A 16,440-nucleotide genomic window follows, 5' to 3' on the forward strand; every position below is an offset into this window, starting at 1 on the left:
AAATGTGGGAGCGGGGAGTCAGTTAGAAAAAGCCCAACGGGTTAATGTCGTAGCTCACCAGCAGGTTCTTGGTCTGCTGGTAGTGATCCAACATCATCTTGTGGGTCTCACGGCCCACGCCGGACTTCTTGTAGCCACCAAACGCGGCATGCGCCGGGTACAGGTGGTAGCAGTTGGTCCACACACGGCCCGCCTTGATCGCGCGGCCCATGCGGTACGCGCGGTTGATGTCGCGGGTCCATACGCCGGCGCCGAGGCCGAACTCGGTGTCGTTGGCAATCGCCAGGGCTTCGGCTTCATCCTTGAAGGTGGTGATGCTCACCACTGGGCCGAAGATTTCTTCCTGGAACACGCGCATCTCATTGGTGCCCTTGAGCAGGGTCGGCTGGATGTAATAACCACCAGCCATGTCGCCCGTCAGTTGCTCGACCTTGCCGCCGGTGAGCAGTTGCGCGCCTTCGCCCTTGGCGATTTCCAGATAGGACAGGATCTTGTCGAACTGCTGCTCGGACGCCTGGGCGCCGACCATGGTGTCGGTGTCCAGCGGGTCGCCGCGTTTGATCTGCTCGATCTTCTTCATCACCACTTTCATGAAGTCGTCGTAGATCGACTCTTCCACCAGCGCGCGGGAAGGGCAGGTGCACACTTCGCCCTGGTTGAAGAACGCCAGCACCAGGCCTTCGGCGGCTTTTTCGATAAACGAAGGTTCGGCTTTCATGATGTCGGCAAAGAAGATGTTCGGCGACTTGCCGCCCAGCTCGACGGTCGACGGAATAATGTTCTCGGCCGCCGCGTGCATGATGTGCGAGCCCACTGGCGTGGAGCCGGTGAAGGCGATCTTGGCGATACGCTTGCTGGTGGCCAGTGCTTCGCCGGCTTCTTTACCGAAGCCGTGCACCACGTTCAACACGCCGGGTGGCAGCAGGTCGCCGATCAGCTCCATCAGCACATTGATGCCCAGCGGGGTTTGCTCGGCGGGTTTGAGTACCACGCAGTTACCGGCGGCCAGGGCCGGTGCAAGTTTCCACGCGGCCATCAGCAGCGGGAAGTTCCACGGGATGATCTGGCCAACCACGCCCAGCGGCTCGTGGAAGTGGTAGGAGGCGGTGAGTTCGTTGATCTCGGCGCTGGTGCCTTCCTGGGCGCGGATGCAACCGGCGAAGTAACGGAAGTGGTCGGCGGCCAGCGGGATGTCGGCGTTGAGGGTTTCACGCACGGCCTTGCCGTTGTCCCAGGTCTCGGTGATGGCCAGCAGTTCGAGGTTTTGTTCGATACGGTCGGCGATTTTCAGCAGCACCAGCGAACGGTCCTGGGCCGAGGTCTTGCCCCAGGCGTCAGCGGCGGCGTGGGCGGCATCCAGTGCCTTGTCGATGTCTTTGGCAGTGGAGCGCGGGAATTCGGCGATGGGCTTGCCGTTGACCGGCGAGGTGTTGGTGAAATGGTTGCCGTCCACCGGCGCAACGAATTCGCCGCCGATGAAGTTGCCGTACTTGGCTTTGAAGGACACGATCGAGCCTTCGGTGCCGGGATGTGCGTAACGCATGGTGGTTATCTCCTGCTTTTATGTTTATTGGAGTACAGCGGTGTTGCGCGTGATAAAGCGTAGAGCAAAGGTCGGGCCACCGCTTTGCACGCCAGGTAAATCAAGGGCTTGGGCTTTGTTGCAAGGCGTTGCTGTGACACCTGAGGTACAGGTGGGGTGACAGTTTGTGCCATAAACGATACAGCCTGTGACCAGTGGGTCGGCCCGGGATTGCAATGCCCGGATGGCTGGGGGATGCTGGCCGTTCTCACGCAGGGAGAATAATAAGAACATGCATAACGATCATTTCAGTCGCCATGCCCAGCAAGTCCTCACCGTCACCCGTGGGCAGGACCTCGGCCACGGCCCCGGCAGCGACCCGTCCATCGCCCGCTCCTGGCTACGCTGCCTGGAGGACTATCACCTCGACCCGGCGCTGACCATGGCCCCCACCGTGCTTGAACACGGGCGCTTGCTGGAAAGCCGCGAGCGCTTGCAGCAAGTGCTGCACATCGCCGGCAGCGAGATGAACAGCCTGCATCAACAACTCTCCGGCGCCGGGCATGCGGTGCTGCTCACCGATGCCCGTGGGGTGATCCTCAACTGCGTGACTGCGCCGGCCGAGCGCAAGGTGTTCGAGCGCGCCGGCCTGTGGCTGGGCGCCGATTGGAGCGAGGCGTGCGAAGGCACCAACGGTATCGGCACCTGCCTGGTGGAGCGCCAGTCCCTGACCATTCACCGCGATGAGCATTTTCGCGGCCGCCACACCGGCCTGACCTGCTCGGCAAGCCCGGTGTTCGACCCCCATGGTGAGCTATTGGCCGTGCTGGACGTGTCATCGGCGCGTGAGGCCGTGTCGCGTCAAAGCCAGTTCCACACCATGGCGCTGGTGAACTTGTCGGCCAAGATGATCGAAAGTTGTTACTTCCTGCGCCATTTTGAACAGCACTGGCTGCTGCGCTTTCACCTGCAGGCGGAGTCCGTGGGGTTGTTCAGCGAAGGGTTGCTGGCGTTCGACGGTGAAGGGCGTATCTGTGCGCTCAACCAGAGTGCGTTGAACCTGCTGGGGCAGGCACGCGGCGGTTTGCTCGGGCAACCGGTAGAGGCGTTGTTCGAGTGTTCGCTGGACCAGTTGCTCGGCCGCGCCAGCGCCAATGCCACGGCCAGCTGGCCGTTGCGTACCCGCGATGGTCGGCATTTGTACGCCGCGTTGCGTGGCCAGGCACGCAACGCGCCTGCGCCGATAGCCAAGCCTGAGGCGCCACGCCTTTCGGGTATTTGCCTGGGCGATGCCGCGTTGCAGAATGATTTTCGCAAGGCACTTCGAGTATTCGAGCGCGACGTACCGCTGCTGATCAACGGCGAGACCGGCTGTGGCAAGGAAGCATTCGCCAAGGCCGTGCATCAGGCCAGCCTGCGTGCCGATAAGGCTTTCGTTGCCCTCAACTGCGCCGCTATCCCGGAAAGCCTGATCGAGAGCGAACTATTCGGTTATCGCGGCGGAAGCTTTACCGGTGCGCGTAAAGAGGGGATGCAGGGCAAGTTACAGCAGTCAGATGGCGGCACTTTGTTCCTCGATGAAATCGGTGACATGCCCTTGGCTTTGCAGACTCGCTTGTTGAGAGTCCTGGAGGATCGTCTGGTGGTGCCCATCGGCGGCGAGCCTCAGCCGATAGATGTGCGCATCATCAGTGCTACCCACAGAGATTTGCTGGCGCGTGTGCAGGACGGCAGCTTCCGTGAAGATTTGTATTACCGGCTCAACGGTCTGGAAGTTTCATTGCCGGCGCTGCGTGACCGAAGTGACAAATCGCAGTTGCTGGACTTTTTACTGAAAGACGAGGCGGGTACGCAAAACGTCCTGCTTGATCTCGCCGCGCGTGAGCGACTATTGGCGTTTGCCTGGCCGGGTAATGTGCGGCAGATGCGCACCGTGTTGCGCACATTGGTTGCTTTGACCGAGAGTGGCCTGATTGGGCTTGAGGATCTGCCGGCGCAGATGCGTCCACCCCCGGCCCATGCACTTAACGAGAAGCCTGACCTGCCTCTGGAACATGCCGAGCGCTTGACCTTGCTTGAGGCGCTGGAGCAGCAGCGATGGCATATGACCCATGCAGCCGAACACCTTGGGATCAGCCGCAATACCCTGTATCGCAAGTTGCGCAAGCACGGTATTACCCTTCGTTGACCTCTATTTCACTCGGCTTCACTGTGAGGTGACTGAGGTCTGATGTTCGACTCTTCAGTCACCGGTACGAGAGATAGAGCCGGGCGATGGCAGTCGTTCGTAATACAGTAATAATTTTTATTGCCGCGCCTTGGATCTTTGTAAGTTGCATAACCACTCAGCGTAGAAACTGCGAATAGAGACGTCGCGTTGAGGAGAGTTGAGTGACGAATGTTTCAAGTTTTCCTACACCTTATGGTTTCTTTCCCTGCGCAGGCACAGTGGAAAATGCACCTGCTGCGGCTGCCGAAAAAGAGAGCCCAGGCATCGGGCGCGACTCGAAGCCTGTCGATGCGGGTAAGGCGCATAACGATGAGGCCCGCGCTAAGCGCAGTGCGCAAGCGCCACAGAGTGTCGATACCGCCGCAGCCGCCGATGCTGAGTTAGCGAAAACCTACGCAAAGGCGCTGGCGACTCGCTCCTTTCAAACATCAATCAGCCCACCGAACGTGCAAGTTCCTGCGCAATCCACCTTAGGGCAGTGGCGTGCACTGCTGGATAGTGCTTTGACCAGCTCGCGGTTTTTATCATGGGCGAACAAACATCAGGTTGATACAAGGTACTTGAATCTGGACCCTGATCGCGGTGAATTGACCTGCGATGTGGGCGGTGAGCGTCGCACCTTTTCCCTCTCGGATGTGTCCGGATGGGCTGATGTTTCGCGAGCACTGCTGGCGATCGCCAAGGCATTGGCTACAGAGCCCGGTCAAACCCTGACGGTGCCTTGGCCAGAAGGCGAGGTAGCGTGGGATGTGGTAGGCAAGTTCTACGGGCGGCCGACTGACTTGACTCCGGCGCAGGCGATCGAGCACCGCGACGAGCTTCGAAAAAATACCAACGTTGAATTCCCGCCCCTTCCTCACGCGTCGCTGAGATCCAGGCAGGCACTGGCTGAGCACCAGGAGGCGCTTGGAGACGAGGCTAATACGCAGGCACTCATCGCAGCACTGAACAATCAGGTGGGTGACGCCAGTGGAAAGGTCGACCTCAGCAAGGTGATGGTGCCTATCGACCCTCGTTCCGCGTATTTCAAAGCCTTTGATCAATCGATTATCGAGGTCAGCGCCGAGCAACTGATTGAAGACTACCAGTTGAATGTGCCGCAGAACGTTGAGCAGGCGCGCAACCTGGCCAATACGCTGGACTTCGACCTCGCCGTCCGTGCGCCAAAGGCAGAACAGGGTGGCGCGCAGCCTCTGACCCGAGGGGCGGAGCCCACGACGCTGGACAATGCAAAACGCGAGCAACTGCAACAAACTGTAGCGCAATGGAAAGCGCAGAATCCTGTCGGCCCATCAGGGGGGCAGTCCGGAGCAGAGTCGGTTAGCTTGTTAGGACGGTTGCTAGGTTATCTTCCCGAGAACACCAGAAAGGCTATTGGCGATAATCCCGCAGCGGCGCTGGATGCAGTCACTCGGTCGCCCGAGGCCAAGGCGTTGGGCAAAAAAATCCAGGAGGCGCTCAACGGAGTAGAAACACCCACGAGTGCCATAGAGTACCTGAGTGCGGCACTTGCACTCGAAATGGACCCGGCCGGGGGGGGCGTCACGTTCCAATCTGGCGGGTTACAACCTTTACAGCCAAGAGAATGTCGGGGCGTCACCTGCGCAAATTGTGGGTCGTTTCATTCAGCATCTCGAAGGAAAAGTGGGGGCAGAGCAGGCGCCAATCGTGGCGCGGCTGTTGTTATCGGTCTGCGCGCCCGAGTTGCTGGCTAAAGACCTGCCGCCGAGCCTGGTTTTTGGCTCACATACCTGGGTGACCTACTCCATCGAGGCCTGGCGTATTGAAAAGCAAGTGCCGGGGAGCGTGGCCAATATGACGTACAGTCAAGTCATACTCTTTGGGCAAACATCACCGATTTCAGCGGAGACTGAAAACCAACTTAAAGAAGTACGGCGCAATCCAATACTTGATTGGGGTCGGGCAAATGAAGTGATCGGTGCGCAGCCGAAAGGCGAGTACTCGGCCATAGATTACAACCTGTCAGTGACGGCGATGCTCAAACAGCAAAAAGAGCTTGAATGGGCGTCTGAGGTGTTGAAAAGTAAGCCAGCCACCCGGGAAGAGTTGGCGCTGACGGAGTTGGAGAGGGTGTTTGGTCAGCATATAGATTTCAAAAAGAAGGTCGTCGTAGACAGTCGCGAAGTGTGGCCGGACATTAAAAAATATTCGCTGTTGGACCTCTATATGTCGGGGCACTTGGGCCAGAAAGTCTGGAAGTCAACCGACGAAAAAGCAGTGCCGTACGACACCATGCGACATAAAATTTTTCAGCTGGCGGATATTAGTAAAACGTTTGAGGACGAATTTGCGAGGTTTAGGGCGCGACATGAATTGGCCTTTAACACCTTGTTCAGGTATCACCTGTCTTTAATGCCGGTGGCGGATCGAGAAGTTTTTAATAGCGCCAATATCAGCTTTTTGGCAGTGCGGGAGCCTTACAAGGTTGATAGTCATGTCAGGGTGACCGGTCAGCGGGTTTATTACCCTGCCGGGAAGCCGAGCCCGCAAGAGACGAAGGCCCTGACGGGGCATCATGGTTTACTGATCAGGGCCAACCTGGGTAATGGGCAGGTACGTTATTACAGCTATTTTCCCGGCGAAGGCAAAATCATCAGTGAGCCTGGGTTGACTCAACCGCTCCTGAACAAGCCCCAAGAACCCTGGAAGGCATCGCACAATGATCCAGGTGACGAACTGGGTTTTGACGACCGGCCATATCATGGGGAACCGGCCCGGGAAAAAGGCTCGACGTCGCGTGTTTTAGTCGAGTTGATAGCGCCGCCAAACAAGGATCGTGCGTCAGCGAAGGTGCCTTCTGATTCGGCAGATGGGTTGCACGGTAGTTATTTTTCCGCGAGAAGCCAGGCGCTGGGGAAAACGGTAAGTACTCACTTTACATCTGACCTTGACGACCTCAAGAGTGCGGCCAATGGCGTAACCGAGCGGGAGAAGGAAATCGCGGCGAACAAGAAACTGACGGAGTTTTTTCTTAGCCTTGTTCCTTTCTATGATGGGGTGGTTGCGGCCATTAACGGGAATGTCGCCGGGGCTGTTTTAGAGTTTGGGTTTGATGCTTTTGGTTTTCTTTTACCAGGGGGGCGAGGCGTAAGGAGGGGACTGAAAGCTGGCCACGGCGTGTTCAAATCCATCGCCAAGGGAGTGGTCAAGGGGCTGGGTGCATCGTTTGGCTACGGTGACATGCTTGATGCACCAAAGAATTTTAAAAAAGGATTCAATGTACTGGGGCGCGGCGCCCGACAAGGGCATTCGACGGGGCGCAAGCTGCTGGGTGCGGGCATTAGAAGTTATGATGTAAATAAAGTCTATAAGCATGGAGATGTCGTCAGTAATTTTTACTATAAGCAGTTTGGCAACCCAGCAAAAATGGGACCGGTGACGGCGATTTTTTTACATGGCGCCTGGTACGCTTACAACATGATTACGAAAATCCCGGCCGGAGTACAGATGGTGCAGTATGGTGTTGTTGAGGCGATTACATAGTCAGCGGGGTGGAACTTTTTCAGGTGGGTTTGCCACATATAGAGCAAGAGGAATGGATGACTTCTTAATGTCCACTAATTGTTAGGTGAGTTCATGAATCTTGTAAGTTCTGCATTGCCCGTTTTCCCGCATACCCTGTCACGGCAGCCTGTCGATGTGCCGGCCAAGACAGCTGAAGTAAACGCTGCCGCCGTAGCGTCTGCGAGCGTTAATCAACTTGCTGCATCAAGCTCGGGCATTGCTGATAAGGCAGCCGAATATGAAGTGTTTGCTACTGAGGGCGACCGTTTTAACCGGAGTAAGCGCGGGCTTGGTAAAATTTTCAAAAAAAGACCCACCTCTGTTGAGGGCGGTGGTAAAGGTCCAAGCGGCGGTAAGACACCTGACGAGCATAAGCTTCCTCGAACCAATGGTCAGGGGCCTGAGACTTCCGGAGGCAGTAAGTATGAACAGGAAGTTAAGCAGGAGCAGGCTGACTATAAACCTAAGAACGATGCATCGGATAAGATTGGAAAGGACGACGTTGATCAAGGAAAACCTCCCGTCTTTAAATCCACTCTGTATATCCCGGACGCGCACATCAACGGACGGCCGGTTCCAGGGTTTTCTACCGCGGAGCTAAAGAAAGCAAATACAGAGTTACAAGAGGCTCACAAACACCCAGACGCTGAACTTGAGCCGGTCAAGAAAAACAAAGGAAGATATAAAAGGTACGCCAAAAAAGTTGGCCTGGCGGTGGCTGGTCCGGGCGCTGCGGGGGGCACGGCAGGGGCTACTTCCGCTATTGTCGAAGAAGTTAAAAGTTCGTATAAGAAAAGCCCGGCAGATGTGGCAGCCGCAGGCATTCGTGATGCTCGCATTGTCGACAGGGTTCAAGAAGATGTATTTAGTGCTCATAATGCGTTAAGTCAATTGCATGGCGAACCCCAATTGGTTATTCCTTTCGAATGGAGTTTAAAGTCTAGCGATGAGCGTATGATCTCTCTTGAGAGTGTCGTTATTGAAATGGAGAGAGAGTGTCGGGATTTGGCCAAACAGTATGGTATTGAGACTTCGTTCACGCCCACTCGTAACGATGACACGAGCATTGAAGGTCGTGCGAAAGCCATTGAGGCAAGGTTGGCGGTCATCACGGCGCTGAATAAAGAGTTGGCAGGGAAGATTAAACCTTAGGTGCATGCGTCAAGGAGTTTTTTGTAAAGTCTTGAGCCGCTCTTAGGTTCTATTTGAAGGCGAGCAGTTGTCGGTATTGGCACTTTACGCTTGTAGGCTTACTGCCGCCTTCAGCGTTAAAGTGCCCATGTCGTACAGCCTGTGTGGATAATTGGCTGGAACCTCGATGAAGCGGTTGCCCACTTAACTAGGGCAACAGCTTAGAGTGTTTTCATACAATAACAAACACGCGGGTTAACACTATGAACATTACCCCTTCGATGGTTCCTTTCATTCCCCTGCAACCGGTATCCAGCGGCGAGCCTGCTGCGCAGTCCGGGTGGTATAAGGCTGATCCTGCCGATGAACCTTTGGCTCCTCTTAAAGGGGAGGGTCAAAGTAAAAACCTGGGTTTCCAGCTTTGGGGGGGAAGAGGCCGGTCGAGAATTCCGTCCCCACCGTCACCCCCGTCACCCCCGCCACCACCACCGCCGCCACCGCCGCGCCCGCGCCCGACCGCGCCGCTCAAGCCAAAACCCGATCCCGCGCCGATCAAGCCGGGACCTGCACCCAAGGTTTCGGGTGGCGGTTTCAAGGACGCAGGGAAGACGATTATTCACGCCAATAAAATCAAGGCCAAAGACGAATTGATGATGACGAACTTGCGTAAACAGGCGCCTATCAGTGTGGCCGAGGCTGCCAAGCGAGTGATTGATGCGGACAGCCTGGTCAAGTCCGGTGTGATCTCCACGGGGCCAAATGCCCTGCGTGTGGCCCGTGATGCGGCTATCAGTGCCGGTGTCACGGGGCTTGTCAGTGCGCCGATCAATGTCGGCGCCTATGCAGGTTCCGTATCCCTCGGTGAGACTATCAAGGCGTCGTACACCCCTGGCGTATTGCCGCCGCCTTATTTGCCGAGCGCCATCACCTCGCCCAAGAAAGATGTGCCTGTCCAGCCCGTTGAGCCGGCGTCCGCTCCCGCCCAGGCGGACACATTTGGCCCGCGTCTGGATGACATCGAGATGAAAGTGCTGGGTATGGCGTCGACCGTCATGCTTCTGTTGGGAGAGAAAGACCACCTCTATACCAAGGATCAACATTGGCCAACCGATGACGCTGGACGTTTGAGTAACCTTGAAAAATTACTGGCTTTCTCTGAGCAGCAGTTTAAAAAAGCCGCTCGGCAGAACAGCATTGTTTTTAAGCCTTATAAACCCGGAGAGCAAATTCCAGCCGATGCAAAAGGGCGTCTTGACCTGATTGAAAAGAAACTTGAACGCATGATCGAGTCCTACGACAACCTGCGCTTGCTCGCCGCCGTGAAAGCCAGCCAGAAGGAAAGCGAGGCCTCTGCCACTGCGTGAACATGCCACCTTCGAGCGAAGTGCCTGGCGCATTTCGCTCGCGCTGCAACCGTTTAAAAGGTGCGATTTCCTACTCCCTGCGCTAACCTGCCTCGATGTTTACGAGGTCAACTATGCACATTCATATTCTGGGTATCTGCGGCACTTTCATGGGCTCGATGGCGGTTCTGGCCAAAGAGCTGGGCCATCACGTCACCGGCTCCGACGCCAACGTTTATCCGCCCATGAGCACGCAGCTTCAGGCCCAGGGTATTGAGCTGACTCAAGGTTACGACCCCTCACAGTTCGACCCGGTCCCGGATCTGGTTGTGATCGGCAACGCCATGTCCCGTGGCAACCCGGCGGTCGAATACGTACTCAACAAAGGGCTGCCCTATGTGTCCGGCCCGCAGTGGCTGGCCGACCATGTGCTGCAAGGCCGCTGGGTGCTTGCTGTGGCGGGCACCCATGGCAAGACCACCACCAGCAGCATGCTGGCCTGGGTGCTTGAGCATGCGGGCATGAGCCCGGGCTTCCTGATCGGCGGTGTGCCGCAGAACTTCTCGGTGTCGGCGCGCCTGGGCGATACGCCGTTTTTTGTGATTGAGGCCGATGAGTACGACAGCGCCTTCTTCGACAAACGCTCCAAATTCGTCCACTACCACCCGCGCACTGCGATCCTCAATAACCTTGAGTTCGATCACGCGGACATCTTTCCTGATCTGGCTGCCATCGAGCGCCAGTTCCACCACTTGGTGCGCACTATCCCGAGTGAAGGCCTGGTGATTCATCCGACTACCGAGCCGGCCTTGCAGCGCGTGATCGACATGGGCTGCTGGACGCCGGTGCAAACCACCGGCGCGGGCGGGCAGTGGCAGGTCAACTTGCTCAGCGAAGACGGCTCGCGCTTTGAAGTGCTGTTCGAAGGCGAGGCCCAAGGCGTCGTCGACTGGGACATGACCGGTCAGCATAACGTCGCCAATGCCCTGGTCACCCTGGCAGCCGCGCGGCATGTGGGCGTGGTGCCGTCCATGGGCATCGCTGCATTGAGCGCATTCAAGAGCGTGAAACGCCGCATGGAAAAAGTCGCCGACGTGAACGGGATTACTATTTACGACGACTTTGCCCACCACCCAACGGCCATTGCCACCACACTGGATGGCCTGCGTAAGCGCGTCGGGGATGCCAATATCATTGCCATTATTGAGCCGCGCTCCAATTCCATGAAGCTTGGCGCGCACCGCGATGGTTTGCCGGAAAGCGTCAACGACGCCGACCAGGTGGTCTGGTACGCGCCGGCTAACCTCGGCTGGGACCTGCCGGCGATTGCGGCGCTGTGCACGGTGCCCTCGATCGTGTGTGATTCTATTGACGCGATCATTGAACACGTCAAACATCAAGCCAAGCCCGGCACCCATGTGGTGGTCATGAGCAACGGCGGTTTCGGCGGCCTGCACGGCAAACTGGCCGAGGCGTTGAAGTGAGCGGCCCGGAACGCGTTACCCTGGCGATGACCGGTGCCTCCGGTGCGCCGTATGGCCTGCGCCTGCTGGATTGCCTGGTGCGCGAAGACCGCGAGGTGCATTTTCTGATCTCGAAGGCCGCGCAACTGGTGCTGGCCACCGAGACGGATGTGCAACTGCCGCCCAAGGTGCAGATGATGCAAGCCTTCCTCACCGAGTACACCGGCGCGGCGGCGGGGCAGATCAAGGTTTACGCTAAAGAAGACTGGATGTCACCGGTGGCGTCTGGCTCGGGCGCGCCGGCGGCAATGGTGGTGGTGCCGTGCTCCACCGGCACCTTGTCGGCGATTGCCACGGGCGCCTGCAACAACCTGATCGAGCGGGCGGCGGACGTGACCTTGAAGGAGCGCCGCCAGTTGATCCTGGTGCCGCGCGAGGCACCGTATTCGAGTATTCACCTGGAGCACATGCTCAAGCTGTCGAATATGGGCGTGACCATCTTGCCGGCCTCACCGGGTTTTTATCACCAGCCGCAAACCATTGATGACCTGGTGGACTTTGTGGTGGCGCGCATCCTCAACCTGCTGAATATTCCCCAGGACATGCTGCCGCGTTGGGGCGAACACCATTTGAGCAGCGATGAATAAGGCGCTGCTGGTGGTGCTGGCGCTGCAACTGACGGGCTGCGCCACGGCGCGCACGCTGGATGCCGCGCAACCTGGGGCGCCGGTGGTGTATGCCGGCACACGGCTGGATTTATATGCGATCAACGGCGGCTGTTGCGCCAAGGACCGCTTCGGCGCTGAGGCGCCGAGCTACCCGCATATCGACCTGCCGGCCAGTGCATTGCTCGATACCTTGTTGTTGCCGTTGTCGGTATTGACGGTGTTGGGCGTGGGGTTTAACGCAACAGGCGGGCTTTAGTGTTGCGTTGAGTGTGCCGGCCCCATCGCGGGCAAGCCCGGCTCCCACAGGGGAATGCATTCCAAAAGTGGGAGCTGGCTTGCCTGCGATGGGGCCAGCACAGGCACTGCAGTATTACTTGCCGAGCTTGCGCAACTCATCCGACTCCACCACCCGCACGCCATCCTGTTCTTCCAGCGCCAGGCGCCACATGGCGCGGGCCAGTTCGCAGACTTCGATGCCGTGGTATTTGCCCGGAATCAACCGCGACAGCGGCCCGGCGATCTTCTCGGCCAGGCGCGTTTCCAAACGTTCCCCCAGCAGCAACGAAGGCCGCACGATGGTCAGTTGTGGCCAGTCCTGGGCCTTAAGCGCCTGTTCCATTTCGCCTTTGACGCGGTTGTAGAAAATCGAGGATTTCGGGTCGGCGCCAATTGCGCTGATCACGATCAAGTGCCGCGCGCCCATCTCCCGTGCGCGCTTGGCGAAGGCCACCACCATGTCCAGGTCGACCGCGCGGAAGGCTTCTTCTGAGCCGGCTTTTTTAATCGTGGTGCCCAGGCAGCAGAAGGCGATATCCACCTGGCCGCTCAGTTGCGGCAGGAACACCGCTGGGTCGCCCACCGGGTTTTCCAGGTGCGGATGTTCGGCCAGTGGCTTGCGGCTAGGTGCCAGTACGCGGGTCACCGTGGGTTCGTTGAGCAAGCGGTCGAGCAGGTGTTCACCGGTGAGGCCGGAGGCGCCGGCGAGCAAGATATGCTGAGGTGTCAGGTACATGGTGTTTCCCCCTTGTTACACGTTACAGCTTAGTTGCCTTTGGCTTCCTTGCTATTCATTGAGACGCTTTCGAGCGCCTTTCGTGCCTGCTGTTTACGTAACAATTGCCAGTGGGCGATCACGCCCTTGGGCGCCCAGATCTGCGGCTCGGAGGCTTCGAAGTTGTCCGCCTGTTCGCGCTCGGCCACGTGCAACTGCGCCAGTTTGAAGGCTTGTTGCAAATCGTCGGTCTGGTTGAAAGCCTGGGCGAACAGTGCGTCGCCGAAGTAGGTGAAATCCGCTTCCTCGGAGCAACCGAAGGACACGCGATCAGCGCGCGAGGCGGTCATGATCAGCGTGTGCTCGTCCTTCAGCGCCGGGATAAACCCGCCGGAGTAACAGGCGGAAATCACGATGATCTTGTCGCGGTCCTTCAGTGGCGCAAGCACGGCGGCCAGCTCATCGGCGGGCAGGTCGGCCAGCTCCATGCGCGGCTGGTCGAGCACCAGTTCATGTTCGTGGGTGCCGTGGCTGGTCATGTAGATAAACACCAGGTCTTGCGGCCCGGTGCGTTCGGCCAGGGTCTGCACGGCGCGGCGCAGGCTTTCGCGGGTGGCCAGCGGGCGGTCGGCGATGTGGTCGCGGTGGTTGACCAGGCGAATCTGCCCGCGCGCACCGAAGCGGGTGGCGAGCATGTTGCTGACGTAGTCGGCTTCGCGCAGGAACACGCTTTGTTTGCCATCGCCGGCCAATACGAGGGTGTACAGCTCGACAGCGGGCGTGGAGGGCGGCACGGCGGCGAGCGCGGCATCGAGCAGGCGGCCCTGGGCCAGTATGCCGACCTCCAGTGGGTCGGGCAGCAACTTGCCATCGGCATCGCGCACGCGCATGCCGTTGACCCAGGTGCCGGCCTGCACCGTGCCGTCGGTGAGCACCAGGGTGCCTTTGCCTTGATAGCTGTCGCTGTCGAAACCGCCGACATAGAAACTGCCGTCGGTGAGGTTCAGGCGGCCTTCGCCGCTGAAGCGCCATTCGCTGAACTGGCCCACGTAGTGGCTGCCGTCCACACCGATCAACTCGCCTTTGCCGCTGAGTGCGCCTTCCTTGAACTGGCCGATCCACACATCGCCGTCGGCGTTTTCATAACGGCCCTTGCCGTTGAGCTGGTTCTGTTTGAACTGGCCCACATAGATATCGCCGTCGGCACTGTTGAAGGTGCCGTTGCCTTCAAGCTGGCCATCGACAAAACGGCCGCTGAACTGGTTGCCGCTGTCGTCGTTGCGCTGGCCTTCGCCATTCGGTTTGCCGTGCACGAACTGGCCTTGGTACTGGCTGCCGTCGGCCAGCTCAAGGCGGCCAAGGCCGGAATACTGATCGTTTTTGAATTCTCCGCGATAGGTCATCTGCCCCTCTTTGAGGGTGCCTTCGCCGTTGCGTCGCCCGTTCTTGAAACCGCCGACGTAGCTGCTGCCCGCCGTAGTCAGGCTGCCCTGGCCGTCGAACAGGCCTTGCTGGAACTGGCCTTTGTAGACCTCGCCGTTGCTGCCATGCCATTCGCCCTGGCCGTGCCACTGGCCTTTGTCGAACTGGCCGGCGTACCAACTGCCGTTGGGGTAGTCCACGCGGCCCTGGCCTTGCAGCAAACCGTTGACCACGTCACCCCGGTAACGGCCGCCGTCGGGCAGGCGCGCATCGGGCGGCAACAGCGATTCGCCGTCTCCGCAAGCGGTGAGCAACAGGGCAAGGGCAAGGGGGGCGAGTGGGCGCATAGCGGGATCCGGATAATTAAGCGCCGAGTATGCCGCAGCTGCGAGTTTCATACATAAATTTACATACACTGTGGCAAGGTTTATTGCCTCGCCACAGGCAAGGCTTTACACGAAGCAGAGTGACAGCGACTCGGCGATGTAAGCAGGTTTTTCCTGGCCTTCGATTTCCAGGGTGGCGGTGGCCTTAAATAGCCATTGGCCAGGTTTTTTCTCGGTCACGTCGGTGAGGGTGACGTTCAGGCGGACCTTGGAATCGACCTTCACCGGCTGGATAAAACGCACGCTGTCCAGGCCATAGTTGACGGCCATCTTCAGGCCTTCGGGCATGATCAGGATGTCTTCCATCAGCTTGGGCATCAGCGACAGCGACAGGAAACCGTGGGCGATGGTGCTGCCGAACGGGGTCTTGGCGGCTTTGACCGGGTCGACGTGGATGAACTGATGGTCGCCAGTGGCCTCTGCGAACAGGTTGATACGCGCCTGGTCGATGGTGAGCCATTCGGAACGTCCCAGTTCCTTGCCGACATAATCTTTGAGCTGCGCTACAGGTACATAGGGCATTGCGACTCTCCTTGGTTCATCGATTCTGTTTTTATGGGTTACAGAGAACCAATGTAGATCATCATGGGCAACCCACCCGGTCAACCCACCATGCTTTTGGCGAATGCCGAAGCATACGGCGGGCGTGCTTATAATGCGTCCCAGCTTTAGAGGGGAGAGAGCGATGCTGTTAAGGGGCCTGACCTGGCTGGTGTTGTTTCAACTGATCGGCACCGCGATCAACCATTTGCTGTTGCCGGTGCTGCCGGGGCCGATCATCGGCTTGCTGCTGATGCTGGGCTTTTTGATCTGGCGCGGTGAAGTCGGCGAGCCCCTGAGCCTGGCCGCCAGCAGCTTGTTGCGTTACTTGCCGTTGCTGCTGGTGCCGCCGGCGGTGGGCGTGATGGTCTACGCCAAAGATATTGCCGCCGATTTCTGGGCCATCATCGGCGCGCTGGTGTTGTCGTTGGTGATCGCCATGGGCTTTGTCGGCGTGCTGATGCAGCGCATGGTCAAGCGCAAGGAGCGCGATCAATGATCGGCGATTGGCAGGGCGCGTGGGCGGCCGTTATTCATCACCCCTTGTTCGGCATCGGCATCACCCTGGGCGCCTATCAGCTGGTGCTGGCGGCGTTCGAGAAAACCCGCTGGATCTTCCTGCAGCCGGTGCTGGTGTCGATGCTGCTGGTGATCGGCGTGTTGCTCAGCTGCGGCCTGACTTACGTCGAATACCGCAAGAGCACCGAGATCATGGGCATTCTGCTCGGCCCGGCGACGGTGGCGCTGGCGGTGCCGCTGTTCTTGAACCTGCGACGGATTCGTCAATTGTTCTGGCCGATTTTTACTACGCTGGTGATAGGCGGCGTGGTGGCCACCGGCTTGTGTGTGCTGCTGGGCTGGTGGTTCGGCGCCGAACATATGATGCTGATGACCATGGCGCCTAAGTCGGTGACCTCGCCGATTGCCATGCTGGTGGCTGAGCAGATCGGTGGTGTGGCCGCGCTGGCGGCCGTGTTTGTGCTAATCACCGGTGTGATCGGCGCGATGATCGGCCCGGCGTACCTGTCACGCCTGGGCGTGCACAGCCCCGAGGCGCGCGGCATGGCGCTGGGCATGACCGCCCACGCCGTCGGCACCTCGGTGGCCTTGCAGGAAAGTGAAGAGTGCGGCGCCTTCGCGGCGTTGGCGATGAGTCTGATGGGCGTGGGCACGGCGGTTTTCCTGCCGTTGGCCGTGTCGGTGATCGTTTAAACCAGGT

Annotated in this window: 14 protein-coding genes; 10 read left to right on the plus strand and 4 right to left on the minus strand. The window is 58.7% G+C overall.

What is annotated here, in order from left to right:
• Positions 1-22: 22 nt before the first annotated feature.
• A complete protein-coding gene (locus FFI16_RS00005; protein ID WP_138813682.1) occupies positions 23-1,543 on the minus strand; it encodes an aldehyde dehydrogenase family protein in 1,521 nt (506 codons plus the stop codon).
• 271 nt (positions 1,544-1,814) lie between these two features.
• Between FFI16_RS00005 and FFI16_RS00010 the strand changes: the two genes are divergently transcribed.
• From FFI16_RS00010 to FFI16_RS00045, 8 genes are all read left to right on the plus strand, one after another.
• Positions 1,815-3,710: a sigma-54-dependent Fis family transcriptional regulator gene (locus FFI16_RS00010; protein ID WP_138813683.1), complete on the plus strand. Its 1,896-nt coding sequence runs from the start codon at positions 1,815-1,817 to the stop codon at positions 3,708-3,710.
• A gap of 203 nt (positions 3,711-3,913) precedes the next feature.
• Entirely contained in the window at positions 3,914-5,467 is a 1,554-nt protein-coding gene (locus FFI16_RS00015; RefSeq protein ID WP_138813684.1) for a hypothetical protein, read from the plus strand.
• Entirely contained in the window at positions 5,421-7,256 is a 1,836-nt protein-coding gene (locus FFI16_RS00020) for a hypothetical protein (protein WP_138813685.1), read from the plus strand. Before FFI16_RS00015 ends, FFI16_RS00020 begins: the two co-directional genes overlap by 47 nt.
• Before the next feature lie 93 nt (positions 7,257-7,349).
• Entirely contained in the window at positions 7,350-8,429 is a 1,080-nt protein-coding gene (locus FFI16_RS00025) for a hypothetical protein (RefSeq protein WP_138813686.1), read from the plus strand.
• Between the two features lie 242 nt (positions 8,430-8,671).
• Positions 8,672-9,772 carry a hypothetical protein gene (locus tag FFI16_RS00030; protein ID WP_256666220.1) on the plus strand — a complete coding sequence of 367 codons (1,101 nt, stop codon included), beginning with the start codon at positions 8,672-8,674 and terminating at the stop codon, positions 9,770-9,772.
• A 113-nt stretch (positions 9,773-9,885) separates the two neighbouring features.
• On the plus strand, positions 9,886-11,235 hold the full coding sequence (mpl, locus tag FFI16_RS00035; protein WP_138813687.1) for a UDP-N-acetylmuramate:L-alanyl-gamma-D-glutamyl-meso-diaminopimelate ligase: 1,350 nt from the start codon (positions 9,886-9,888) through the stop codon (positions 11,233-11,235).
• Entirely contained in the window at positions 11,232-11,861 is a 630-nt protein-coding gene (ubiX, locus tag FFI16_RS00040; protein WP_138813688.1) for a flavin prenyltransferase UbiX, read from the plus strand. The genes mpl and ubiX overlap by 4 nt, the downstream gene beginning before the upstream one ends.
• The gene (locus tag FFI16_RS00045; RefSeq protein ID WP_138813689.1) at positions 11,854-12,138 is read left to right on the plus strand and encodes a YceK/YidQ family lipoprotein; all 285 of its coding nucleotides are present in this window, start codon (positions 11,854-11,856) and stop codon (positions 12,136-12,138) included. The genes ubiX and FFI16_RS00045 overlap by 8 nt, the downstream gene beginning before the upstream one ends.
• Positions 12,139-12,252: 114 nt before the next feature.
• On the opposite strand, the gene FFI16_RS00050 is transcribed toward FFI16_RS00045, so the two are convergent.
• The 3 genes from FFI16_RS00050 to FFI16_RS00060 all read right to left on the minus strand — a co-directional run bounded on the left by FFI16_RS00050 (position 12,253) and on the right by FFI16_RS00060 (position 15,203).
• Positions 12,253-12,894 (minus strand): oxidoreductase, encoded by a 642-nt coding sequence (locus FFI16_RS00050; RefSeq protein ID WP_056861956.1) that lies wholly within the window; start codon positions 12,892-12,894, stop codon positions 12,253-12,255.
• Between the two features lie 29 nt (positions 12,895-12,923).
• Positions 12,924-14,642, minus strand: a complete 1,719-nt coding sequence (locus FFI16_RS00055) for a C13 family peptidase (protein WP_017136041.1) — start codon at positions 14,640-14,642, stop codon at positions 12,924-12,926.
• A 105-nt stretch (positions 14,643-14,747) separates the two neighbouring features.
• Positions 14,748-15,203 carry a MaoC family dehydratase gene (locus FFI16_RS00060; protein WP_034117724.1) on the minus strand — a complete coding sequence of 152 codons (456 nt, stop codon included), beginning with the start codon at positions 15,201-15,203 and terminating at the stop codon, positions 14,748-14,750.
• A gap of 163 nt (positions 15,204-15,366) precedes the next feature.
• Here FFI16_RS00060 and FFI16_RS00065 point away from each other — a divergent pair, with 163 nt between their 5' ends.
• The gene (locus FFI16_RS00065; protein WP_017136042.1) at positions 15,367-15,720 is read left to right on the plus strand and encodes a CidA/LrgA family protein; all 354 of its coding nucleotides are present in this window, start codon (positions 15,367-15,369) and stop codon (positions 15,718-15,720) included.
• Positions 15,717-16,433: an LrgB family protein gene (locus tag FFI16_RS00070; protein ID WP_065911246.1), complete on the plus strand. Its 717-nt coding sequence runs from the start codon at positions 15,717-15,719 to the stop codon at positions 16,431-16,433. Before FFI16_RS00065 ends, FFI16_RS00070 begins: the two co-directional genes overlap by 4 nt.
• Positions 16,434-16,440 lie beyond the last annotated feature (7 nt).

Source organism: Pseudomonas sp. KBS0710, from assembly GCF_005938045.2.
Lineage (GTDB): Bacteria > Pseudomonadota > Gammaproteobacteria > Pseudomonadales > Pseudomonadaceae > Aquipseudomonas.